20 protein-coding genes and 1 riboswitch are annotated in these 22,915 nt (G+C 68.3%); of the genes, 14 read left to right on the top strand and 6 right to left on the bottom strand.

The features are described 5' to 3' along the window. Nucleotides 1-115: 115 nt before the first annotated feature. Nucleotides 116-1,651, bottom strand: a complete 1,536-nt coding sequence (glpK, locus tag N4R40_RS10235) for a glycerol kinase GlpK (protein ID WP_261607275.1) — start codon at nucleotides 1,649-1,651, stop codon at nucleotides 116-118. Nucleotides 1,652-1,684: 33 nt separating this feature from the next. Then, nucleotides 1,685-3,370: a glycerol-3-phosphate dehydrogenase/oxidase gene (locus N4R40_RS10230; protein ID WP_261607274.1), complete on the bottom strand. Its 1,686-nt coding sequence runs from the start codon at nucleotides 3,368-3,370 to the stop codon at nucleotides 1,685-1,687. Between the two features lie 74 nt (nucleotides 3,371-3,444). Between N4R40_RS10230 and N4R40_RS10225 the strand changes: the two genes are divergently transcribed. From N4R40_RS10225 to N4R40_RS10200, 6 genes are all read left to right on the top strand, one after another. Further along, nucleotides 3,445-4,452, top strand: coding sequence for a sugar-binding transcriptional regulator (locus N4R40_RS10225; protein WP_261607273.1), 1,008 nt, complete (start codon nucleotides 3,445-3,447; stop codon nucleotides 4,450-4,452). 36 nt (nucleotides 4,453-4,488) lie between these two features. Continuing rightward, nucleotides 4,489-4,666, top strand: a riboswitch (FMN riboswitch). A gap of 58 nt (nucleotides 4,667-4,724) precedes the next feature. Then, the gene (ribD, locus tag N4R40_RS10220) at nucleotides 4,725-5,756 is read left to right on the top strand and encodes a bifunctional diaminohydroxyphosphoribosylaminopyrimidine deaminase/5-amino-6-(5-phosphoribosylamino)uracil reductase RibD (protein WP_261607272.1); all 1,032 of its coding nucleotides are present in this window, start codon (nucleotides 4,725-4,727) and stop codon (nucleotides 5,754-5,756) included. Then, nucleotides 5,757-6,389: a riboflavin synthase gene (locus N4R40_RS10215; RefSeq protein ID WP_261607271.1), complete on the top strand. Its 633-nt coding sequence runs from the start codon at nucleotides 5,757-5,759 to the stop codon at nucleotides 6,387-6,389. After that, on the top strand, nucleotides 6,386-7,651 hold the full coding sequence (ribA, locus tag N4R40_RS10210) for a GTP cyclohydrolase II (RefSeq protein ID WP_261607270.1): 1,266 nt from the start codon (nucleotides 6,386-6,388) through the stop codon (nucleotides 7,649-7,651). The genes N4R40_RS10215 and ribA overlap by 4 nt, the downstream gene beginning before the upstream one ends. Further along, nucleotides 7,648-8,121, top strand: a complete 474-nt coding sequence (gene ribH / locus N4R40_RS10205) for a 6,7-dimethyl-8-ribityllumazine synthase (RefSeq protein WP_261607269.1) — start codon at nucleotides 7,648-7,650, stop codon at nucleotides 8,119-8,121. The genes ribA and ribH overlap by 4 nt, the downstream gene beginning before the upstream one ends. Nucleotides 8,122-8,292: 171 nt before the next feature. Further along, nucleotides 8,293-8,643, top strand: coding sequence for a Fe-S protein (locus N4R40_RS10200; RefSeq protein ID WP_261607268.1), 351 nt, complete (start codon nucleotides 8,293-8,295; stop codon nucleotides 8,641-8,643). Nucleotides 8,644-8,658: 15 nt separating this feature from the next. On the opposite strand, the gene N4R40_RS10195 is transcribed toward N4R40_RS10200, so the two are convergent. From N4R40_RS10195 to N4R40_RS10185, 3 genes are read right to left on the bottom strand one after another with little or no spacing between them, the layout of a single operon-like run. After that, nucleotides 8,659-9,480: an ABC transporter permease gene (locus N4R40_RS10195; RefSeq protein ID WP_261607267.1), complete on the bottom strand. Its 822-nt coding sequence runs from the start codon at nucleotides 9,478-9,480 to the stop codon at nucleotides 8,659-8,661. Then, nucleotides 9,477-10,346 (bottom strand): ABC transporter permease, encoded by an 870-nt coding sequence (locus tag N4R40_RS10190; protein ID WP_261607266.1) that lies wholly within the window; start codon nucleotides 10,344-10,346, stop codon nucleotides 9,477-9,479. Before N4R40_RS10190 ends, N4R40_RS10195 begins: the two co-directional genes overlap by 4 nt. Then, on the bottom strand, nucleotides 10,343-11,284 hold the full coding sequence (locus N4R40_RS10185) for an ABC transporter ATP-binding protein (RefSeq protein WP_261607265.1): 942 nt from the start codon (nucleotides 11,282-11,284) through the stop codon (nucleotides 10,343-10,345). Before N4R40_RS10185 ends, N4R40_RS10190 begins: the two co-directional genes overlap by 4 nt. A gap of 105 nt (nucleotides 11,285-11,389) precedes the next feature. Here N4R40_RS10185 and N4R40_RS10180 point away from each other — a divergent pair, with 105 nt between their 5' ends. Then, on the top strand, nucleotides 11,390-13,291 hold the full coding sequence (locus N4R40_RS10180; protein ID WP_261607264.1) for an ABC transporter ATP-binding protein: 1,902 nt from the start codon (nucleotides 11,390-11,392) through the stop codon (nucleotides 13,289-13,291). Between the two features lie 40 nt (nucleotides 13,292-13,331). Here the strand turns inward: N4R40_RS10180 and N4R40_RS10175 are convergent, their stop codons facing one another. Further along, the gene (locus N4R40_RS10175) at nucleotides 13,332-15,221 is read right to left on the bottom strand and encodes a phosphoenolpyruvate carboxykinase (GTP) (protein WP_261607263.1); all 1,890 of its coding nucleotides are present in this window, start codon (nucleotides 15,219-15,221) and stop codon (nucleotides 13,332-13,334) included. Between the two features lie 120 nt (nucleotides 15,222-15,341). Between N4R40_RS10175 and N4R40_RS10170 the strand changes: the two genes are divergently transcribed. From N4R40_RS10170 to N4R40_RS10140, 7 genes are all read left to right on the top strand, one after another. Then, nucleotides 15,342-16,784, top strand: a complete 1,443-nt coding sequence (locus N4R40_RS10170; RefSeq protein ID WP_261607262.1) for an XRE family transcriptional regulator — start codon at nucleotides 15,342-15,344, stop codon at nucleotides 16,782-16,784. Between the two features lie 165 nt (nucleotides 16,785-16,949). After that, nucleotides 16,950-18,698, top strand: a complete 1,749-nt coding sequence (locus tag N4R40_RS10165) for a Na+/H+ antiporter (protein ID WP_261607261.1) — start codon at nucleotides 16,950-16,952, stop codon at nucleotides 18,696-18,698. Nucleotides 18,699-18,773: 75 nt separating this feature from the next. Beyond that, nucleotides 18,774-19,571 carry a transglutaminase-like domain-containing protein gene (locus N4R40_RS10160; RefSeq protein ID WP_261607260.1) on the top strand — a complete coding sequence of 266 codons (798 nt, stop codon included), beginning with the start codon at nucleotides 18,774-18,776 and terminating at the stop codon, nucleotides 19,569-19,571. 5 nt (nucleotides 19,572-19,576) lie between these two features. Further along, nucleotides 19,577-20,455, top strand: coding sequence for an ABC transporter ATP-binding protein (locus N4R40_RS10155; protein WP_261607259.1), 879 nt, complete (start codon nucleotides 19,577-19,579; stop codon nucleotides 20,453-20,455). After that, entirely contained in the window at nucleotides 20,452-21,300 is an 849-nt protein-coding gene (locus N4R40_RS10150) for an ABC transporter permease (protein ID WP_261607258.1), read from the top strand. The genes N4R40_RS10155 and N4R40_RS10150 overlap by 4 nt, the downstream gene beginning before the upstream one ends. 45 nt (nucleotides 21,301-21,345) lie before the next feature. Further along, on the top strand, nucleotides 21,346-21,906 hold the full coding sequence (locus N4R40_RS10145; protein ID WP_261607257.1) for a hypothetical protein: 561 nt from the start codon (nucleotides 21,346-21,348) through the stop codon (nucleotides 21,904-21,906). 148 nt (nucleotides 21,907-22,054) lie between these two features. Next, nucleotides 22,055-22,900, top strand: coding sequence for an ABC transporter substrate-binding protein (locus N4R40_RS10140; RefSeq protein WP_261607256.1), 846 nt, complete (start codon nucleotides 22,055-22,057; stop codon nucleotides 22,898-22,900). Nucleotides 22,901-22,915 lie beyond the last annotated feature (15 nt).

Genomic DNA, 22,915 nt, shown 5'->3' with positions numbered 1-22,915 from the left:
TCGGGGTGATCTCGATACACCGCGCCTGCGGCGCGGCACTCGATCAGCGAAGGGGAGAGAGACCCTGCGGCGCGGCACTCGATCAGCGACGATCGCACCGAGCGGGAGGCGCGGGTCAGTCGGTCGTGCCCATCAGGATGCGTGCGTCCTCGTCGACCCAGTCGATCGACTTGCCGACCGCCTTCTTCCACTGCCGGTAGCGCCGGGCGGCCTCGGTGGCATCCATCTGCGGCTCGAAGCGCACATCCTCCTGCCAGTGCGAGCGAAGCTCTTCGCGGTCCTTCCACAACCCCACTGCAAGACCGGCCGCGTACGCCGCGCCGAGCGCCGTGGTCTCCACCACCTTCGGCCGCACGACCGGAATGCCGAGGATATCGGCTTGGAATTGCATGAGGACTTCGTTGCGGGTCATTCCGCCGTCGACGCGCAGTTCATCGAGCGCGCGCCCGGCATCGGCGACGACCGCCTCGATCACGTCGCGGGTCTGGAACGCGGTCGACTCGAGCGCCGCGCGCGCGATGTGCGCTTTCGTGACGTATCGGGTGAGTCCGAGGAGCGCTCCCCGCGCGTCGGGGCGCCAGTACGGCGCGAACAGCCCGGAGAACGCGGGCACGAAGTACGCACCGCCGTTGTCGCTGACCGACGCGGCGAGCGGCCCGATCTCTTCCGACTCGCTGATGATCCCGAGGTTGTCACGCAACCACTGCACGAGCGAACCGGTGACGGCGATCGACCCCTCGAGGGCGTAGTGGGTGGGTTCGTCGCCGATCCGGTAGGCGACCGTCGTGATCAGCCCCGCCCGCGAGCGGACGATCTCGGTCCCCGTGCTCACGAGCAGGAAGTTCCCCGTGCCGTACGTGTTCTTCGACTCGCCGGCATCGAACGCGGTCTGCCCGAACGTGGCCGCCTGCTGGTCGCCCAGGATGCCGGCGATCGGCACCCCTTGGAGCACCGACGGTTCGCGGACCTCTCCGACGACCTCAGCCGAGGAGCGAATCTCCGGCAACATCGCCCGGGGAATCCGCCAGACGTCCAGAAGCTCGTCGGCCCAGTCGAGCGTGCGCAGGTCCATCAGCAGGGTGCGGCTGGCGTTGGTCACGTCCGTGACATGGATGCCGCCATCCGGCCCGCCGGTGAGGTTCCACACGACCCAGGCGTCCGGTGTTCCGAAGAGGAGCTCACCCGCCTCGGCGCGCGCGCGGGCCCCGTCGACGTGATCGAGGATCCACGCCACTTTCGACGCCGAGAAATAGGATGCCACCGGCAAACCCGTCTGAGCCGCGAACGCATCGACGCCGTGCTCGGCGATGATGCGATCAATCGCCGGCTGCGTGCGCGTGTCCTGCCAGACAATCGCGTTGTGCACGGGTTCTCCCGTGCGGCGGTCCCACACGACGACGGTCTCGCGTTGATTGGTGACACCGACCGCCGCGACGTCGGCCGCCGCGATGCCCGCCTCGGACAGCGCCGTCTCGAGCACGTCGCGCGTGCGCGCCCAGATCTCGGTGGGGTCGTGCTCGACCCATCCCGCGCGGGGGAAGATCTGCTCGTGCTCGCGCTGCGCGCTCGCGACGATCGCCCCGCGCGCGTCGAAGACGATCGCGCGCGTCGAGGTGGTGCCCTGATCGAGCGCGATCACATGCTGTGCCACGTCTTCTCCCCTTCGAGGTCCGTCCCTTCCACGCTACCGTGCCGCGATCGGAGCGCCGGCCGGGTCGGCCGCGTGCACCGCGACCAGAGCAGCGTCGACCTCGGCGGTCTGAGCGGCGGCATCCCATCCGAGGACCGGGGCGATGACGGCGGCGATTTCGGCGGCCGCTGCCGGCGTCGCCGCGCCGGTGAACGCGATCGCAGTGCGGCGCAACAGCACATCCGCGAGGTGCACGACATGCTCGGTGGAGGCGAGGTACGCCAGCTCGCCGCTGCTGTACGTCGGCAACGTGGTCAGCGCCGCGTCGTCGTCACCCAGGGCATCGATGATCTCGGAGGCGACCGTGCCGTATCGATCCAGGAGCGTCGCCGCGCGTTCGAAGCCGATCCCCGAAGAGTGCGCCGTGATCCACTGGCGACGCGCACGTTCGGACTGCGGGTAGCCCGCGCCGCCGCCGATCGGCACCCCCTTGGTGCTCCGCAGGCGCGGCTGCGCGAGCAGTTCGAGTACACGGTCGGTCAGGTGCGCCGCGGAAGCCCGGAACGTCGTCCACTTGCCGCCGACCAGGCTGAGCACGGTGGCCGAAGCGACGCCGGGAAGCGGCTCGGCCTCGATGCGATAGTCGCGGGAGACGAACCCCGGCGCGACGTCGCCGTGCCCGGGTAGCGGGCGTACACCGGAGAACCGGTACACGATCTGCGACCGCTCGACCGAGATGGTGGGGAACACGTGCGAGATGAGGTCGAAGAAGTAGTCGACTTCGGCCTCTGTGCACACGATCGGGTCGGCCATGTCGTGTTCGAGGTCGGTCGTGCCGACGAGGACCTTGCCCTTGAGCGGGTAGATCAGCACGATACGCCCGTCGGAGTGCTCGAAGAACAGCTCGCGCCCGCCGGTCGCCCCGAGCAGTTCCTCGTTGTCGAGGACAACGTGCGATCCCTTCGTCCCGCCCATGTAGCGAGTCGCATCGCCGAGCGCCTCGTTGGTGAGGTCGGTCCAGGGTCCGGAGGCGTTGACGACGACGGATGCCGTGAACGAGAACTCCTCGCCGTCCTCACCCCGCAGCACGACACGGCCGTCGTCGGTGCCGACGGCCGCGGTGTAATTCGCGGCGCGCACGCGGTCGCCTCCGGCGCGAAGACCATCGCGGAGCACATCGATCGCCAGGCGCTCGGGGTCGTGCAGAGAGGCATCCCAATAGGTTGCGGTGTACTTCACACAGGGATTGAGCTGAGGCAGTTCCTGCAGCGACCGCTTACGTCCGCGGAACGTGTGCCGCGCCACGCGACCGCCACCGCGCGAGAACGAGTCGTAGATGACCAGACCGATCTTGATGAGCGCCGCTCCCCGCTCCCGCGGCTTGCCGCCGCCGTGCCGGAGGAAACGCAACGGCGCCGAGAGGACGCCGGAGAAGGTCGAGTAGATCGGGATCGTCGTCTGCAACGGGCGCACATAGTGCGGCGCGATCTTCAATAGGCCGTTGCGTTCGGTGACCGCCTCGTGGACCAGGCGGAACTCGCCGTTCTCGAGGTAGCGGATGCCGCCGTGGATCATGTGGCTCGAGGCCGCCGACGCACCCGAGACGAAGTCGTTCTTCTCGACGAGCGCGACGTCCACGCCTTGCAGGGCGAGGTCGCGCAGGGTCGCCACACCGTTGATGCCGCCACCGATGATCAGCACATCGGCGTAGGGGCGCTCGCGCAAGCGTGAGGAGGTCATGAAGACACCTTTCGTGAGATTCGCACTTTCATCCTCACATCGTGCGCATGATGGTGCAGTAGCCTTGCACATATGTGCACGAAGAGTTCATCGGCGCGATCGTGACGTCTGCATCGGACGAAACACGGCACGCCGAGGTGGTGCAGGACGCCTTGACCGCCGCGCATCTCTATTACGTGCAGGGGCACACGATGGCGGCGATCGCCGCTGAACTGCACACCTCCCGGTCGACGGTCTCCCGACTGCTGTCGTACGCGCGCAGCGAGGGGATCGTCGATATCCGCATCCGCTCCCCCCTCGACGCACCGCGTCTCATCGAGGATGCTCTGCGCCGCCGCTACGGCATCGTCGCCCACGTCGCCCCGGTCTCCGAGCACGCGAGCGAGGCCGAGCGACTCGACCGCACCGCCACGACGGCCGCGCATGTCCTGAGCGGGCTCGTCCGCTCGTCGCAGGTCATCGGCGTCGCGTGGGGCTCGACGACCGCGGCGGTCAGCACGCACCTGATCCCCGCGCGCACGCACGGCAGCGTCATCGTGCAACTCAACGGCTCGGGCAACACCCGCACGACCGGGTTGCTGTACGCGAGTGAGATCCTGCAACGGTTCGCGAGAGCCTACGGCGCCGCCGTCCAGCAGTTTCCGGTGCCGGCGTTCTTCGACGATCCGGACACCCGCCGCGCGTTCTGGCGCGAGTCGAGCACGCGCCGGATTCTCGATCTGCAAGATCGGATGAACCTCGTCGTCTTCAGCGTCGGGACGGCGGAGTCCGGCATCCCGAGCCACGTGTACGCCGCGGGATACCTCGATGCCGCGGAACAGGCGCAGCTGGAGACGACGGGCGTGGTCGGCGACGTCGGGACGGTGTTCTATCGCGCCGACGGCTCGACGGACGGCATCCCCCTCAATGATCGTGCGACGGGGCCGGACTTCGCGACGCTCCGGCGCGTGCCTCACCGCGTGTGTGTCATCTCCGGCACCGCGAAACTCCGCGGGCTCCGCGGTGCGCTCGCAGCCGACCTCGTCACCGAACTCGTCACCGACGAGGCAACGGCGCGGGCACTTCTCGACGACACGGAATGAAACCGCCGGCGCGGCGTTGAGTAGGATCAGAGAAGATAACGTGCTCCGGGGTCGGTGAGAATCCGAACCGGCGGTGATAGTCCGCGAACCCTTCGTCCCCCGGCTCAGGCCGAGGCGTAGGGCCGATCCGGTGGAATTCCGGGACCGACGGTGATGCGACAGAGGCCCTCACTGGGGACGCCTGCCGCTAGTCCGGATGGAAGGCAGCACGCAGCGTCGTTCGCGACGTCTGCGGTGTCGACCGTGCCCGGAGCCTCACAGGAGGAACACCGATGGCCACGACAGACCGCGAACGCGAGGCGATGCGCCGTGCGCTCACGCTCGCGCGGAACGGTCCCCGCGGCCTCAATCCGCAGGTAGGAGCCGTTCTCCTCTCCCCCGCCGGCGATGTCCTTGCCGAAGGGTGGCATCGCGGTGCGGGCACGCCGCACGCCGAAGTCGACGCCCTGTCGCAGCTGACCCCGGAGGCCGTTCGCGGGGCGACGGCGGTCGTCACTCTCGAGCCGTGCAACCACTCCGGTCGCACCGGCCCGTGCGCCGACGCCCTGATCGCGGCGGGCGTCACCCGCGTCGTGTACGCCGTCACCGATCCCGGTCGCGCATCGGCCGGCGGCGGTGCACATCTGCGCACCGCGGGCGTCGACGTCGAGTCCGGTGTGCTCGAAGAAGAAGGCCGGGCACTCCTGAACTCCTGGCTCACCGTGCAGCAGCTCGGCCGCCCGCACGTCACCGTCAAGTGGGCGCAATCGCTCGACGGACGCGGCGCTGCCGACGATGGCTCGAGTCAGTGGATCACCGGCCCGCAGGCGCGCGCCGATGTCCACGCTCGCCGCAGTGCGGCCGACGCGATCATCGTCGGCACCGGAACTCTCCTGGCCGATGATCCTGCCCTCACCGCCCGGCAGCCGGACGGGAGCCTCTACGAGCGTCAGCCCCGCCCCGTCATCATCGGCACGCGCGCGACTCCGCAGGAGGCGCAGGTACGCCGGCATCCCCTCCCCTTCATCCAGGACGAGGGTGACGACCTCCCCGATTTGCTCGACCGGCTCCGCGAACTCGGCATCCACCGCGTCTTCATCGAAGGCGGACCGAGCGTCGCGAGCTCCTTCGTCCGCGCGAACCTCGTCGACGAGGTGCTGATCTACCTGGCACCGACCCTCCTCGGCGGTTCCCGTGTCGCCCTGGCCGACATCGGCGTCGAGACGATCGCGCAGCAGCGCCGCCTCGCCGTCTCCTCCGTCACCTCGCTCGGCGACGACCTTCTGGTCCTCGCCCACCCGACCCACACCGAACAGGAGAACTGAGTGTTCACCGGAATCATCGAAGAACAGGGCACCGTGACCGCGGTGACGCCGTCCGGCGACGGCGTGCGATTGACCGTCCACGCGCCCCTCGCGGTTTCGGACGCCGCTCACGGCGATTCGATCGCCGTGAGCGGCGTGTGCTTGACCGTGATCGACCAGGGCGAGGACTGGTTCACCGCCGATGTCATGCGCCAGACGCTCGACATGTCAGCTGTCGGCGCCGCGCAGCCCGGCACCCGCGTCAACATCGAGCGTGCGATGGCCGCGCACGGCCGGCTCGGCGGACACATCGTCCAGGGCCACGTCGACGGCGTCGGCACGGTGCGTGACATCCGCCCCGGAGCGCAGTGGCGCGTCATCCGCATCGGGATGCCGAAGGACCTCGCTCCGCTCGTCGTCGACAAGGGATCGATCACGGTCGACGGAGTGTCGTTGACCGTCTCCGCCACCAGCGCTGCGGACGAGCCGCAGCAGTGGCTCGAGGTGTCCCTCATCCCCGAGACACTCGAGGTCACGACCCTGGGTGGCCTCGTCGTCGGCGACACCGTCAACCTCGAGACCGACATTCTGGCGCGCCACGTGCAGCGCCTGCTCTCCTTCCCCGCTCCCACAACCGACGGAGACTCCCGATGACCCTGTCCACTATCCCGGAGGCACTCGACGCCCTCCGCGCCGGCAAGCCGGTCATCGTCGCCGATGATGAGAACCGCGAGAACGAGGGCGACATCATCCTGTCGGCCGAGCTCGCGACGCCCGAGTGGCTCGCGTGGACGATCCGCTGGTCCAGCGGCTTCCTGTGCGCGCCCATGCCGGCGGATTGGGCTGATCGCCTCGACCTGCCACCCATGGTGGCCGTCAACGAGGACAGCCGCGGCACGGCCTACACCGTGAGTGTGGATGCCGCCGACCGCGTCTCGACCGGCATCAGTGCGGCCGACCGTTCGCACACACTCAACGTGCTCGCCGACCCTGCTTCCGTGCCGACCTCGGTCATCCGCCCGGGGCACATCCTGCCGCTCCGCGCCGTCGACGGCGGCGTGCGAGAGCGCGCCGGTCACACCGAAGCCGGCGTCGATCTGATGAAGCTCGCGGGCCTCCACCCCGTGGCCGCGATCGGCGAGGTCGTCGCCGAGGACGGGTCGATGATGCGACTGCCGGGCCTGCTGGAGATGGGGGCGCGCGAAGGCATCCCGGTGATCACCATCGAGCAGTTGATCGCTCACCTCGACAGCACCGACGGCACACCGGTGGTCCATCCGCAGAAGCGCCGCGTGAGCCTGCGCGCCGAGGCCGAGGTGCCGACGTCGCACGGAAGCTTCCGCTTTCTCGCGTACAAAGATCGACTCAGCGGTACCGATCACATCGCGGTCGTCTCCGGCGACCTGACCGACGACGCACCGCTCGTGCGCGTGCACTCCGAATGCCTGACCGGTGAAGCGTTCGGCTCGCTCAAGTGCGAATGCGGACCGCAGCTCGACGCGGCACTGGACATCATCGAGCAGGACGGCGGGGTCGTCATCTACATGCGCGGCCACGAGGGTCGCGGGATCGGCCTCATCAACAAGCTGCGCGCCTACAGCCTGCAGGAGCGCGGCCTCGACACGGTCGACGCGAACCTCGCTCTGGGCCTCCCGGCCGATGCACGCGACTACAGCGCCGCAGCCGGCATCCTCGACGATCTCGGGGTCGAGAAGGTCCGCCTCCTCACCAACAACACCGACAAGGTCGTGCAGCTGCGCGGGCTCGGCATCGACGTCGTCGCCCAGGTTCCGCTGCTGGTCGGCGTCGGGGCCAACAATCACCAGTACCTCGTCACGAAGCGCGACCGCATGGGGCACATCCTCGACGACGCGCAGCTGGAACGCGCGCGGACCACCACGGAGGAGACCGCATGAGCGGGCACGGAGCACCTGAGACCCAGCCCGTCGACGCGTCAGGACTGACCGTCGTGATTGTCGCCGGGATGTGGCACGACGTCATCAGCGACGGTCTGATCGCCGGCGCTGAGCGCGTGCTCGCGGCATCCGGAGCGTCGTGGCGCGTCGAGCGCGTCGCCGGCTCGTTCGAGTTGCCCGTCGTGAGCAAAGCGGTGCTGGATGCCGGGGCCGACGCGGTCGTGGCACTCGGCGTCATCATCCGCGGTGGCACGCCCCACTTCGAGTACGTCTCGGCCGCGGCGACCGACGGCCTCACGCGCGTGGCGCTGGACACCGGCAAACCTGTCGGCTTCGGGCTGCTGACCCTGGACGACGAACAGCAGGGCATCGACCGCGCGGGCTTGCCCGGCTCGAAGGAAGACAAGGGCGCCGAGGCGGCCGATGCGGCCCTCCGCACCGCGGCGCTGCTGCGCGACGTGCGCGCCTGACCCGGTCGCCGGTCATGGCCGTCGCTTTCTGACGACCCGACGCGAATCGCCGTCCAGTGCAGCGGCGCGCGACAGTGCGCGTCGGGACGAGAACAGGACGCGGGAGCGCTCGTGTGTGGTTGCTGGCGCCGATCAGCTGAACTCGATCGATCCTTCAGGTACGCTGATGGCATGGAAATCCTCCGGCATGCCGTTGTCCTCGTCCACCTCGTCGGCTTCGCCGTGCTCTTCGGCGCGTGGGTCGTGGAGGCGATCGGACAGCGCCGGTTCACGCGCATCATGAGCTGGGGCATGGTCATCGCCGCCGTCGCGGGGATCGCCCTGGCCGCGCCGTGGGGAATCTCGTACGAGCTGAACTACGTCAAACTCGGCACGAAGCTCGTGATCCTGCTCGTCATCGGTGCCCTGCTCGGGATCGGCACCGCCCGCCAGCGCAAGAACGGCTCGGTGGCCCCGGCCCTGTTCTGGTCCGTCGGCATCCTGACCTTCGTCAACGCCGCACTCGCCGTCCTCTGGCGCTGAGCCCGGGCGCGGCCCTCAGTCGAGGAACAGCGCGCGCAGCCGCTTGGTCGTGAAGACGAGTCCGACGGCAATCATGACGACGTAGTACAGCACGTGCCACAGCATGCCCGTCGACAGGATGCCGGTCGTGAGGCCGCGGATGAGTTCGACGCCGTGCCAGAGCGGCAGAGCCATGATCACGTTCTGCACCCAGATCGGGTAGACCGAAATCGGGAACAGCGTCGCCGAGAACAAGAACATGGGCAGCATCACGAAGCTGATCCAGTCCATCTGCTGGAACGTCTTCATGTAGCTCGTGACGGCCATGCCGAGGCTGGCGAAGCCGAACGCGATCAGCAACACCGCGGGCAGAGCAAGGACCGCCGTCGGCGCGAGATTCAAGCCCAGGATCTGCATGATGATCATGAAGCCGGTGGCATAGGCCAGCCCGCGAAGGAGCGCGTAGAGGATTTCACCGAGCGCGACATCGAGCGGACCGAGTGAGGTCGACAGCATCCCCTCATAGAGCTTGCCGTAGTTGAGTTTGAAGAAGACGTTCCAGGTCGAGTCGTAGATCGCTCCGTTCATCGCCGACACCGCCAGGAGCGCCGGCGCGATGAAGGCCGCGTACGGCACGTCGACACCGGGGGCGGCCTCGACATGGCCGATCAGGGCACCGAGCCCGATCCCCATCGATGCGAGATAGAACACCGGCTCGAAAAAACCCGAGACCACGACCGCCCAACTCGACGACCGCGCCGCGATGAGTCCGCGCTGCACGACCGCACCGGGATTCCCGGCCCACAGCGCGCGCACCCCGCCGCGACGGACGAGCGGCTCTGCCGTCGTCGCGCTCATGCGCCGAGCCGCCGATCGAACGTGCGCCGGGCCAGGAGGAACGCCCCGACGGCGAGCAGCAGCAGGTATCCGAGATGGACGGCGATCATCGGCGGATCGACCGGCTTGCCGTAGGTCGCCAGTCGCCCGAGTTCGGAGGCATGCCAGAGCGGCGAGACCCAGCCGATCCATTCGAGCCATCCCGGCAAGTTCGAGAGCGGATAGAACGTCCCCGAGAACAGGAACATCGGCACGAACACGAACCGCTCGACAAGCGCCAGCTGACCTTTGTCCTGAGTGATCGTTGCCGCATATGCCATGTAGGGAATGCCGAACGCAAGCCCTGCCAGCAGGCCCAACGGAATCGTCAACCATCCGGTCGCTGGATCCACGGCCCCGAAAATCCAGAGGAACAGGTAGTACGCGGCCGAGACGAACAGGATGCGCGCCGACGCTCCCGCGACGACCCCGCCCGCGATCTGGCCCGGAGACAGCGCCGACGCACTGAACCCGAAGAAGTACCGCCGCCACTTGAACCCGGCGATCACCGGATAGGAGAACTCCTCGGACGCCACCGACATGGCCGCCGTCATCAGGAGCGCCGGCGCCACGAACACGAGATACGGCACCTGGACGCCGCCCTCGGAGATCGGGGCGTCGATGAGGGCGGCAAGCCCGAGCGCGAGGCCGAGCAGGTAGAGGATCGGCTGCCCGAGTGCGCCGACGATGATCGTCCACCCGTACGCGCGCATCGCGCGGACCATGTGCTCGGCCACGTACCAGGTTCCGAAAAGGCGAGGCTTCCGCCCCCACGCCATCGCCTCGGCGCGCAGGTCATCGAGCGCCTCATCGGTGGACACGGACCTCGAGAGGGGCAGATCGCTCATTCGATCAGCGACCGTCCCGTGAGGCGGAGGAAGACATCCTCCAGCGAGGAGCGTCGCACGAGCGAGGTGACGGGATGAAGGCTCCGCTCCGCCAGGGCCGCGAGGGCCGCGTCGCCGTCGTGAGTGTAGATGAGGATGCGGTCCGGAAGCACATCGACCCGTTCCCCGACGCCCTCGAGATGCGGGGCGACTTCGGCGTTGCGGTCCGAGCCGAAACGGACCTCCAGCACCTCACGACTGGAGTGCTCCCGAATGAGGGATGCCGGAGTCCCCTCGGCCATGATCTTGCCGTGATCGACGACGACCAGACGGTCACACAGCTGCTCTGCTTCATCCATGTAATGCGTCGTGAGGACGAGCGTCGTGCCGCGCTCCTTGAGGCGGAACAAGCGGTCCCACAGAATGTGACGCGCTTGCGGATCGAGGCCTGTCGTCGGCTCATCGAGCAGCAGGATACGCGGATCGTTGATGAGTCCGCGCGCGATCGTGAGGCGCCGTTTCATTCCCCCGGAGAGCTCGTCGACCTTGCTCTTCGCCTTGTCTTGGAGTTGGGCGAACGCGAGCAACTCGTCGGCCTTCTGGTGGCACACCTTGGCGGGCAACCCGAAGTAGCGGCCGTAGATGTAGAGGTTCTCGCGCGCATTGAGCTCGCCATCCAGATTGTCCTGCTGCGGCACGACGCCGAGGCGCGAGCGGATCTCGGGACCGTATCGATCAGGATCGAGGCCGAGGATCTTCAGACTCCCCCCGGTGCGGGTGGAGACGGCGCCGATCATCTTCATCGTCGTCGACTTGCCGGCACCGTTCGGCCCGAGAAGCCCGAAAGACTCCCCCGGCGCGACCTCGAAACTCAACCCGTCGACCGCAACGAAATCGGGCTTCCCCTTGACCCTGTAGGTCTTGACGAGGTCGGTCGCGGCGATCACGGGAGCGGGCACGGAGAAAGCCTAACGACGTGCGTCGACACCGTGGGGTCGCCCGGAGGCTCGGCATACGCCGGACAGACGACAATAGAAGCAACCCTCTCCCTGCAGGAAGCCGACATGTCCTCTGCCACCGCATCACCGCGCCGCCGCGGCCGCCGCTCCGGATCCGAGAGCGGACCGCGCGCGAGCCTGACGCAACTCCTTCCCTACGTCTTCGAGCACAAACCCGTCGTGGCGCTCATCGTGGTTCTCAGCATCGCCGGCGCCGCCGCGACGCTTGCCCAACCACTCTTGGTCGGACAGGTGATCGAGCGCGTGCAGAACGAGCAGGCTCTCGGCCTGTTGATCTGGGGCATCGTCGCGCTCGTCGTCGGCGGCTCGCTCATCTCCGGGTACCAGCATTACCTGCTTCAGCGCACCGGCACAGCCGTCGTCTACTCGTCCCGCCGCAAGCTGATCGCCCGGATCCTGCACCTTCCGATCAGCGAGTTCGACGCGCGCCGCACCGGCGACCTGGTCTCGCGGGTCGGCACCGACACGACGCTGCTCTACGCCGTGCTGACGCAGGGCCTCGCCGACTCGGTGGGCAATGCGCTGCTGTTCGTCGGCGCGATCATCGCGATGGCGTTCCTCGACCCGATCCTGCTGCTCGCGATCGTCGTCGTCATCGGCATCTCCGTCGCGGCGGTCGTGCTGCTGAGTGGCCGCATTCGCGAGGCCACCCGGGAGCAGCAGGAGAAGGTCGGCGAACTGGCGTCCGGGGTCGAGCGGGCCATCGGCTCGATCCGCACCGTGCGCGCGGCCGGGGCGACCGAACGCGAAGCCGACACCGTCACCGACGTCGCGACCGACGTGTACGGCGTCGGCGTGAAGATCGCGAAGGTGTCGGCGCTGGTCGTGCCGATCGCCGGCATCGCGCTACAGGTGTCTCTCCTGGTCGTCCTGGGGCTCGGCGGATTCCGCGTCGCCTCCGGCGCGATCGGGGTCGCGAGTCTCATCACGTTCGTGATGTTCCTCTTCCTCTTGGTGGCACCGCTCGGTTCGTTCTTCGGCGCGATCACGTCGGTCAATCAGGCGCTCGGCGCGCTGGGCCGCATCCAGGAAGTACTCGACCTGCCGACCGAGACGGAACGCGATGCCGAGATCGCGGCCTCCGCGGGCATCGCTGGCGCCGACTCGGTCGACGACGCGACGGCGATCGAGTTCCGCAACGTCCGTTTCGCCTATCCCGAGGCCGTCGTCGCCGCACGCCGCCGCGGCGAGACGGAAGCCGCAGCGCTCCTTGCCGAAGTCCATGCGGACGGCGCCGGCGAGGTCGCCACGGGGGCCGACCGTACCGGCGAAGTGCTGCGCGGGGTGTCGTTCCGAGTGCCGCGCGGGGCGCGCGTCGCGCTCGTCGGCCCGTCCGGCGCGGGCAAGTCCACGACTCTCGCGCTCATCGAGCGCTTCTACGACCCGACCGGCGGCGAGATCCTCCTCGACGGCGTCGATGTGCGCACGATCGATCGTGCGGAGCTGCGCGCGCAGCTCGGCTATGTCGAGCAGGATGCCCCGACCCTCGCCGGGACGATCGCCGAGAACCTGCGGCTCGCGTCACCGGCCGCATCCGACGAGGACTGCGAGCGCGTGTTGCGCGCGGTGAACCTCGGCGACGTCCTCGAGCGCAATCCGCTCGGCATCGCCGCCCCCGTCGGCGAGGCCGGCGTCATGCTCTCCGGCGGCGAGCGCCAGCGCCTCGCGATCGCCCGCGCACTGCTGGCCGCCCCGCCCATCCTGCTCTTGGACGAATCGACGTCATCCTTGGACGGCCTCAACGAGCAACGGATGCGGGAGGCCATCGACGCCGTCGCCACGGGCCGCACGCTGGTTGTGATCGCCCACCGACTCTCGACCGTGGTCGACAGCGACCTGATCGTCGTCCTCGACCAGGGTGAGGTCGTCGGTCAGGGCACCCACGCCGAACTCATCGAGTCCACACCGCTCTATCGCGACCTGGCGGCGCACCAGCTCCTGGTCTGATCCCCTGCCCCGGTCACGACGAGCGCGGACTGCGCGCGCGTCAGGACTGGGCGCGCTTGAGGCGGTAGCGCAATGCCGCGAGCTCAGAGTAGAGCGCGGCCGGCACCTTGCCGTCGAAGATCCCGTAGAACTCCTCGGTGAGGTCGGCTTCGTGCAGCCACAACTCCGGGTCGACCGCGAAGAGCTCCGCGAGATCTGCAGCCGGCACGTCGATACCGTCGAGATTGAGGTCTTCCGTGCGCGGCAAGCGCCCGATCGGGCTGTCGACGGCGGGCACGCTGCCGTCGACGCGCCGGATGATCCAGTCGATGACGCGCGCGTTGTCCCCGAAGCCGGGCCACAGGAACCGACCGTCGGCCCCCTTGCGGAACCAGTTCACCTGGAACACGCGCGGCGCGCGGTCGAAACGCAGCTTCTGGCCGACCTCGAGCCAGTGCGCGAAGTAGTCGGCCATGTTGTAGCCGCAGAACGGAAGCATCGCGAACGGGTCGCGCCGGAGTTCTCCGACCGTCCCCTCGGCGGCGGCCGTGCGTTCCGAGGAGATGTTCGACCCGAGGAAGACCCCGTGGGTCCAGTCGGTCGCCTCCAAGACGAGCGGCACGTTCGTGGCCCGCCGACCGCCGAAGAGAATGGCATCCAACGGCACTCCCTCGGCCGCATCCCAGTCCGGTGCGATCTGCGGGCACTGTGCCGCGGCGACGGTGAAGCGCGAGTTGGGGTGCGCAGCGGGACGACCGGATGCCGGCGTCCAGGGGTTACCCTCCCAGTCGGTGAGTTCGGCGGGGATCTCGTCGGTCAGCCCCTCCCACCAGACATCGCCATCGGGGCGCAACGCGACGTTCGTGAAGATCGTATTGCCCCACAGCGTCTCGATAGCGGCGACGTTGGTGGACTGGCCCGTGCCGGGTGCGACGCCGAAGAACCCGGCTTCCGGATTGATGGCGTGCAGACGTCCGTCCTCGCCGGGGCGGAGCCACGCGATGTCGTCCCCGAGGGTTTCCACACGCCACCCGGGGATCGTGGGGCGCAGCATCGCCAGGTTGGTCTTGCCGCACGCGGACGGGAACGCGGCAGCCAGGTGGTACGCCTTCCCCTTCGGATCGATCACCCGGATGAGAAGCATGTGCTCGGCGAGCCAGCCCTCATCGCGGCCGATCACGGACGCGATTCGCAGGGCGAAGCACTTCTTCGCGAGGATCGCGTTGCCGCCGTATCCCGATCCGAACGAGAAGACTTCGAGCGTGTCGGGGAAATGCACGATGTACTTCTCGTCGTTGCACGGCCAGGCCGCATCCTGCTCGCCCGGCGCGAGCGGCGCACCGACGGAGTGGACGGTCTTGACCCAGGGCTTACCCGCGGCGATCTGCTCGAGCACCTCGGTGCCCACACGCGTCATGATGCCGATCGACGTGACGGCATAGGCCGAGTCGGTGACCTGCACGCCGATGTGCGAGAGCGGGCCGCCGACGGCGCCCATCGAGAACGGCACGACGTACATCGTGCGGCCGCGCATCGAGCCGCGGAAGAGCGGCGTGAGGGTGTCACGGATCTCGGCCGGAGCGACCCAGTTGTTCGTGGGACCGGCATCCGCTTCGTTCTCGGAGGCGATGAACGTTCGGGCCTCGGTGCGGGCAACATCGCTCGGGTGCGAGCGGGCCAGGTACGAGCCGGGGCGCCACTCGGGGTTCAGCTTGATGAGCTTGCCCTCCTCGACCTGTTCACGCAGAAGAGTCTCGTTCTCGGCGCGCGAGCCGTCGATCCAGTGGATGCGGGCAGGCTGCGTGAGCGCGGCGATCTCAGCGACCCATGTCTCGAGTTCCGCCATCGCCGCTCCGACGATGTGGGGCTGCTCGCCGTACCGCGGTGCCGGCGCACGGTGGTCGGCCGGGACGGTCGGGGTCGGGCGGGTGAAGATGTCGGCGATGGCCATCTCGATCTCCTTCGTGCGCGGCGTCGGCGCGGGCTGATACCTCGATTCTCGATCGCTAGACCGCACATTTATCGACCGATTGACCTGCAAGAATCGCCATTCTTTCCCTATGATCAAGGAATGACTCCGACCGCTGTGGAACTGTCGACGCTCGGTCACCGCATCCGCCACCGACGTCTCGCGCACGGCTACACGCTGGACGAGCTCGGCGCGATCGTCGGCGTCGCGGGCAGTCAGCTGAGCTTGATCGAGAACGGCAAACGCGAACCGAAGCTCTCGCTGCTGCAGGCCGTCGCGGTCGCGACGGGCACGACTGTCACCGACCTCCTCTCCCCCGAGCCGCCGAACCGACGCGCGGCGCTCGAGCTCGAGCTCGCGCGCGCGCAGTCCAGCACGGCGTTCCGCCGCCTCGGCATCGCGCCTATCAAGGCGGGCAAGACCATGACCGACGACACGATCGAGAGCGTTCTGGGCCTCCACCGCGAGCTTCAGCGCCGCGAGCGTGAGGCGATCGCCACACCGGAAGAAGCACGGCGCGCCAACACCGAGCAGCGACTGCGCATGCGCGCGCAACGCAACTACCTGCCCGAGATCGAGAAGCTCGCCGAAAAGCAGCTCAAGGCCGCAGGGCACGTGTCGGGCGCCCTCAAGCACCGCACGGTAGGGATCATGGCCGAGCAGCTCGGCTTCGAGCTCCTCTACGTGGGCGACCTGCCCCATTCGGCGCGCTCCGTCACGGATCTCGAGAATGGCCGGATCTACTTGCCGCCGGCGTCGATTCCGGGCGGGCACGGTTTACGCTCGATGGCGTTGCAGGCGATGGCACACCGGCTCCTGGGGCACCAGCCGCCCACCGATTACGCCGAGTTCCTCTGGCAGCGCCTCGAGATCAATTATTTCGCGGCGTGCTGCCTCATGCCCGAGACGGCGTCGATCGCGTTCCTCGACCAGGCGAAGAAGGGCCGCAACCTGGCGGTGGAGGACTTCCGCGACGCCTTCGGCGTCACTCACGAGGCCGCCGCGATGCGCTTGACGAATCTGCTGACCGAGCACTTCGACATTCCGCTGCACTTCTTGCGCGTCGACGGATCCGGTGCGATCAATCGTGTCTACGAGAACGACGGGCTGCCGCTTCCGGAAGATGTGACCGGAGCCGTGGAAGGGCAGATCGCGTGCCGCCGCTTCCTCGCGCGCTCGGCCTTCGAAGAGCACAACCGCACGACCGAGCACTACCAGTACACCGACACCCCCGCCGGGACGTTCTGGTGCTCGACCCAGACCGGCACGACCTCCGACGGCGAGTTCTCGGTCACGGTCGGGGTGCCCTTCGACGACGCGCGGTGGTTCCGCGGTCGGGAGACGCCGAAGCGTGCGGTGTCGCTCTGCCCCGACGAATCATGCTGCCGGCGCCCGCCCGCCGACGTGACGGCCCGCTGGGAAGGGAAGGCGTGGCCGAGCGCCCGCGTCCACCAGCAGATGTTCTCGCCGTTGCCCCGCGGCGCATTCCCCGGTGTGGATGACGGCGAGGTCTACGCCTTCCTGGAGCGCCACGCCGCGGAGTAGTGACCGCACGCCGTCGTACCGTACGCAGGATCGCTCTCGGTGCACCGTGCGCGGGCCGTTGCTCCGGCGAACGGTACAGTCCGCCCGCGAGACCGGGAATGCCGGGGCGTGTGTGCGCGCTGTGCCTGGGGCGCAGACTGGTCTCATCTGCGCGAGGAGGAAGCCATGCAAGGTCTCGAAGTCACCGTGTTGCTGGGCCTCGCCATCCTCGTCGGTACCGTGCTTGCGCCGCGCCTGCGGATCGCGACGCCGCTGCTCCTGGTCGTGATCGGCCTGCTGCTGGGTTTCGTCCCCCCGCTGCGCGAAATCCAGCTGCCGCCCGAAACCGTGTTGCTCCTGTTCCTGCCGGTCATGCTGTTCTGGGAGAGCCTGACGACGTCGCTGCGTGCGATCCGCCGGTCGTTGCGCTACATCATCCCGATGAGCACGCTACTGGTGGTCGCCTCGGCCTTCGCTGTGGCGTGGATCGCGACGCTGTTCGGGATGCCGTGGCAGACCGGTCTGCTCCTCGGCGCGGCCGTCGCACCGCCGGATGCCACCGCGGTCGCCGCGCTCGGGCGCCTGCTCCCGCAGCGTATGTTCATGAAGCTCAAGGCGGAGAGCCTGACGAACGACGGCACCGCGCTCGTCCTCTATGCCATCGCGCTCTCCCTTGCCCTCGGTGACAGCGTGACGGCATGGTCGGTCACCGCCACCGTGCTCGTCTCCTACCTCGGTGGCGCCGCGGCGGGCATCGCCGTGGCGGCGCTGACCTTCGTCGCGCTGCGGCGTACGCGGCACGCTCTCGTCATCAACATCACCCTGTTGCTCGTGCCCTTCACCGCGTTCCTCGCCGCCGAGATGATCCAGGCCTCCGGTGTTCTCGCCGTCGTCTTCGCCGGCCTCATCATCGCGTGGATGCTGCCACGCATCACGACGGCCGCATCGCGCCGCCAGTCGAGCGCTGCCTGGCCGTTCGGCGTCTACCTGCTCAACGGTGCGCTCTTCGTGTTGATCGGACTGGAGGTGCAGTACGTCGTCCACGACATCCCCGCCCGTCAGATCGGCGCACTCATGCTCGTGACCGTCGCCGCGTGGGCTGCCCTCCTCGTGGTGCGGTACCTGTTCCAGTTGCTCTTCGCACCGTTCACGCGTCCTTCGGGCGGGCCGCGATCCGGATACCAACGTGGCCGGGTCGTGAGTACGGTTGCCGGTTTCCGCGGAGCGATCTCACTCGCGATCGCCCTCTCGGTGCCGCCGGCGGTGGGCGGCGCGGGCGACCTCGCCGGGAGGGATGCCGTGGTCTTCGTGACTGCCGGTGTCATCCTGCTGAGTTTGCTCGTCCAGGGACCGCTTCTCCCGGCCGTCGTGCGGTGGGCGCGCCTGCGCGATGACGGTGTCGCCGAGGACGAGTACGAGCTCGCTCAGCGCACGATCTCGGGCGCGGCACTCGCGGCGATCGATGACCTTGCGGCCGAGCACGGAATCAGTGACGGCGTACGAGATCGTGCACGTCACGAGGGGTACGAACTGCTCGAGCTGTCCAACGCACGGGCGTATGCGCGGCAGAGCGCGAACGACAACGACCGCATCGCCGAGCTCGAGGACGTCCTCGACGATCCGGCGGCGCCCGACACCGGTCCCCTGCCCGCAGCGGGGACGGCCCGCCATGTCGTGACGCCCGCCGACGGCGACGCATCGGCATCGTCGCTGCAGATGCTCGCGACGAGCTCGGGGATCGACCTGACGCAACGGTCGCCGATCACCCGATTCGAGGAGGCCTCGCGACTCAAACTCGCTCTCCTGCAGCGCAAGCGCGATGTGCTGCTGCGAATGCGACGCGAAGGCACGATCGACGACCTGGTCGAGCGTCGCGTAGAGACCCACCTCGACTTCGAAGAACTCCGTCTGCGCGGTGTCGAACACCCCGACTGATCCCGGAGAGGCCGGGCGCGCGGAACTTCACGTGAACGTCACCCAACGACCGCTCACGCATGCCACTCTGGAATGATGCAGCGCACCGTCACCAGTCGCATCGTTCTGAACGTCACCGAGACCGCCGATCTGGTCTTCGCCATCGCGGTCAGCCGCGCGTATACGCCGACCACGGAGACGCTCACCGCCACCGTCGCCGGCGTCCCGGTCCAGGTGCGCGAGATCGACGACATCCACGGCGGCCGGTTACATCGCCTGACCGCGCAGCCGGGCGAGCTCGTCGTCGAGTACTCCGCGACGATCGATGGCACCGGCGCCACCCTCGACACGGACGAAGCCGCGCCCCTCGTCTATGTCCGCCCGAGCCGCTATTGCGAGTCGGATTCACTGGCACCGACAGCGGCGGCCGAGTTCGCCGGCATCGAGGAGCCGGCAGCGCTCCTCACCTCCGTATCCTCCTGGGTCGGCACCCACCTCAGCTATGTGAGCGGATCGTCGCTCCCGACCGACGGCGCGACCCGCACCCTGATGAACCGTCAGGGCGTGTGCCGCGACTACGCGCACCTGTGCGTCGCGCTCCTGCGAGCCTCCGGCGTACCGGCACGGCTCGTCGCCGTCTACGCGCCGGGCTTGGTCCCCATGGACTTCCATGCGGTCGCCGAAGCGTGGATCGACGAAGAGTGGCGGGTCGTGGATGCCACCACCCTCGCGCCGCGCCAGACGCTCGTGCGCATCTCGACGGGGCGGGATGCCGCCGACACCGCCTTCCTGAACGTCTTGAGCGGCCGCGCCGACCTCGTCTCGACCGAAATCACGGCGGTCGCCGACGCGCTTCCGACGGATGATCTCGATCAGCTCGTCTCGATCGGCTGACCGACGTGAGCGCGCGCGTCGCCGTCGAGGTCGAGGATCTCACCCGGCATTACGGGTCTTTCGTCGCGGTCGACGGGATCTCATTCGACATCGCCGAAGGCGAGACCTTCGCACTCCTGGGACCGAACGGCGCCGGTAAATCGACGACGATCGAGATCCTCGAGGGCTACCGGGACCGCACTTCCGGTCGAGTCGCGGTGCTCGGCGTCGACCCCGAGCACGGACACCTCGACTGGAAAGCGCGCCTGGGGATCGTGTTGCAGAGCTCGGGCGAGTCCGGGCTCGTCACGGTGCGCGAGCAGCTGTCCCACTTCGCGGGCTATTATCCGAATCCGCGGGATGTCGACGAAGTCATCGCCGCGATCGGCCTCCAGGGCCGGGAGAAGGTGCAGATCAGACGACTCTCCGGCGGTCAACGCCGACGGGTCGACGTGGGCCTCGGGATCATCGGGAACCCCGCGCTGCTGTTCTTGGACGAGCCGACCACGGGTTTCGACCCCGAAGCTCGGCGACAGTTCTGGGAACTCATCCGCTCGCTCAAGGCGGAGGGCACCAGCATCCTGCTGACGACGCACTATCTCGATGAGGCGGCGCAGCTCGCCGACCGCGCGGGCGTCATCGCCGGCGGGCGGATCGTCGCGCTCGGTGGCATCGATGAGATCGGCGGAGCCGCGGCGCGCGTCCCGATCGTGCGCTGGAAGGATGCGGCGGGCACGGTCCACGAGGAACGCACCGACGCTCCCGGGGTCCGCGTGGCCGCGCTCATCGCCGAATACGGCGAACTCGACGCGCTGGAGGTCGTCCGCCCCAGTCTGGAAGACGTCTATCTCGATCTCATCGCCGAACACGAGCGCGAAGAATCGACCGCGGAGCTGCGCGCATGACCGTCGAGACGCCTCCCCTCGCCTGGGTCACCCCGCTCCCCACCGGACGCACGCTACGGCTCGGCCTGGAGCGGGTGCGCTACGAAGTCGTCGGATACTTCCGTCAGACCGACACGGTCTTCTTCACCTTCCTTTTCCCCGTGCTCATGCTCACGATCTTCTCCACCGCCTTCAGCAGTCAGACGTTCGGCCCTCCCGGTGAAGAGCTGACCGCCGCGGCGTACTATCTGCCGGCGATGGTGGCTGCCGGCATCCTGCTCTCCGGGCTACAGAACCTGGGTGTCGACATCGCGATGGAACGCAGCGACGGCACGCTCAAGCGCCTCGGCGGAACACCCCTGCCCGTCGTCAGCTACTTCATCGGCAAGCTGGGGCAGGTGTTCGTCACCGCGACGCTCCAGGCGGCCCTCATCATCGCGATCTCCGCGCTCGTGTTCCAGGTGCCACTGCCGACCGATGGGGAGTCCTGGCTGACGTTCGGCTGGGTCTTCGTGCTCGGAGTCACCACGTCGGCGGTTCTCGGCATCGCGATCTCCGCGCTCCCCCGCAGCGGGCGGTCGGCGACCGCGGTGATCATCCCGATCGCGCTCGTGCTGCAGTTCATCTCCGGCGTGTACCTGGCGTTCTCGATCCTGCCGAGCTGGTTGCAGTCGGTCGCGAATGTGTTCCCCCTGCGGTGGATGGCCAGCGGCATGCGCGCCGCGTTCTTGCCGGCATCCTTCGAATCCGGCGAACCCGGAGGAACGTGGGCCCTCATGACCGGCGCGCTGGTGATGATCGCCTGGCTCGTGCTCGGATTGATCGTCTGCCGGCTGACCTTCCGCTGGATCCGCAAGGACGGATGAGTCCCGAGCTACCCCGCGGCACGCGTGGCATGACACAGTGAATCCATGAAGACCTGGATCGTGCGATTCGCCTCCCTGTACGTGTTCAATCTCGTGGTGCTGTTCGCCGTCGGGTTGCTGCTCCCGAACGTCAGCGTCGGGTGGGCGGCGCTCTGGGCATCCGTGATCCTGACGGCGGCGACCCTGTGGCTCAAGCCCGTGGTCTCGAAGATATTCACCGGCGCCGCGCGCAAGTCCGCAGGTCAGCGCACCCGTCTGGGCGAAAAGCTCGTGCAGTACGGAATCGTCTTCCTCGTGGAACTCATCATCTGGGTTCTCGTGGTGATCTTCTCCGGCGTGCGCGTCGGCGGCTTCTTCTGGGGCTGGGTGATTCCGCCGATCCTGCTCGCGATCGCGTGGATCATCTACGACCTGGCCGATGACCGCATCCACCGCACGGCCGGTGAGCTGTACGACAAGGCGGATGCCGGCATCCGCGGCACTCGTGGAACCACCGCGGCGGCCCCCGCCGCTCCGACCGCCGCCGGCCGGGAGGGCGCGGCCGAGCTGCGCGACGGCCTGACCGCCGAGCAGCGCAGGATGCTCGATGAGCTCGGCAAGAGCTGACACGGCGCGGCGCCGTGTGACGACCACGTAACAAAGCGTCGCCGGAGCGCGACCGTGTGCGCCGGAGCCGGGATGATAAAGAACGACTCCCGTGCCCGTTCGTTCTCAGCCGCGCGCGGTCCCGCATCCCACTTTCGAAGGATCTTCCATGACGCGTCCTGCCTTGCGCACCGTACTCGCCGCGACTGCCGCGGTCACCGCTCTGCTGCTCGCCGGCTGCGGCTCCGGATCGGCGGCGCCGTCCGAATCGGCCGACGCGGATGCCGATTATCTGACTCCGGGCACGCTGACTATCGCGACGGGTGACATCGCGTACGAGCCCTACGTGATCGGCGACGACCCCGCCTCCGGTGAAGGCTTCGAAGCGGCGATCGCCTACGCGATCGCCGAGAAGCTCGGCTTCGCCGCGGAGGACGTCGAGTGGGTGCGGACGAGCTTCGAAGCCGCGATCGCGCCCGGACCGAAGAGCTTCGACTTCAACATCCAGCAGTACACGATCACGGACGAGCGCAAGCAAGCCGTCGACTTCTCGTCGCCCTACTACTCCGCGAGCCAGGCCGTCGTCGGCATCACCGGTGGCCCGACGGACGGCGTCGACTCGATCGACGGGCTGAAGGGTCTGTCGCTCGGCGCGATGGCAGGCTCCACGAGTGCGCAGACGATCGAAGAGGTCATCCAGCCGAGCGCGGAGCCCCGACTGTACGCATCGAACGAGGATGCCGTCGCGGCGTTCAACGCGAACCAGTTCGACGCGTTCGTGATCGACCTGCCGACCGCGTTCCTCGCGACGTCGATGTACATCGAGAACTCCTACATCGTCGGGGAGCTCCCCGCCGGGGGCGTCGCCGACGAATGGGGCGTCGTCCTGGCGAAGGATTCGCCCCTGACCGACCGCGTCAGCGCGGCGATCGACGAGCTCCGCGAGGACGGCACGCTCGAAGCGATCACCGACGAGTGGCTGGGAGCGGGCCTGGGCGTCACGCTGCTGAAGTGACCTGGGCGCACGCCG

The organism is Microbacterium memoriense (assembly GCF_025398275.1).
In the GTDB taxonomy this organism is placed as follows: Bacteria; Actinomycetota; Actinomycetes; order Actinomycetales; family Microbacteriaceae; genus Microbacterium; species Microbacterium memoriense.
The sequence above is the reverse complement of the archived record's forward strand: the minus strand, read 5'-3'. Positions and strand labels throughout refer to the sequence as shown.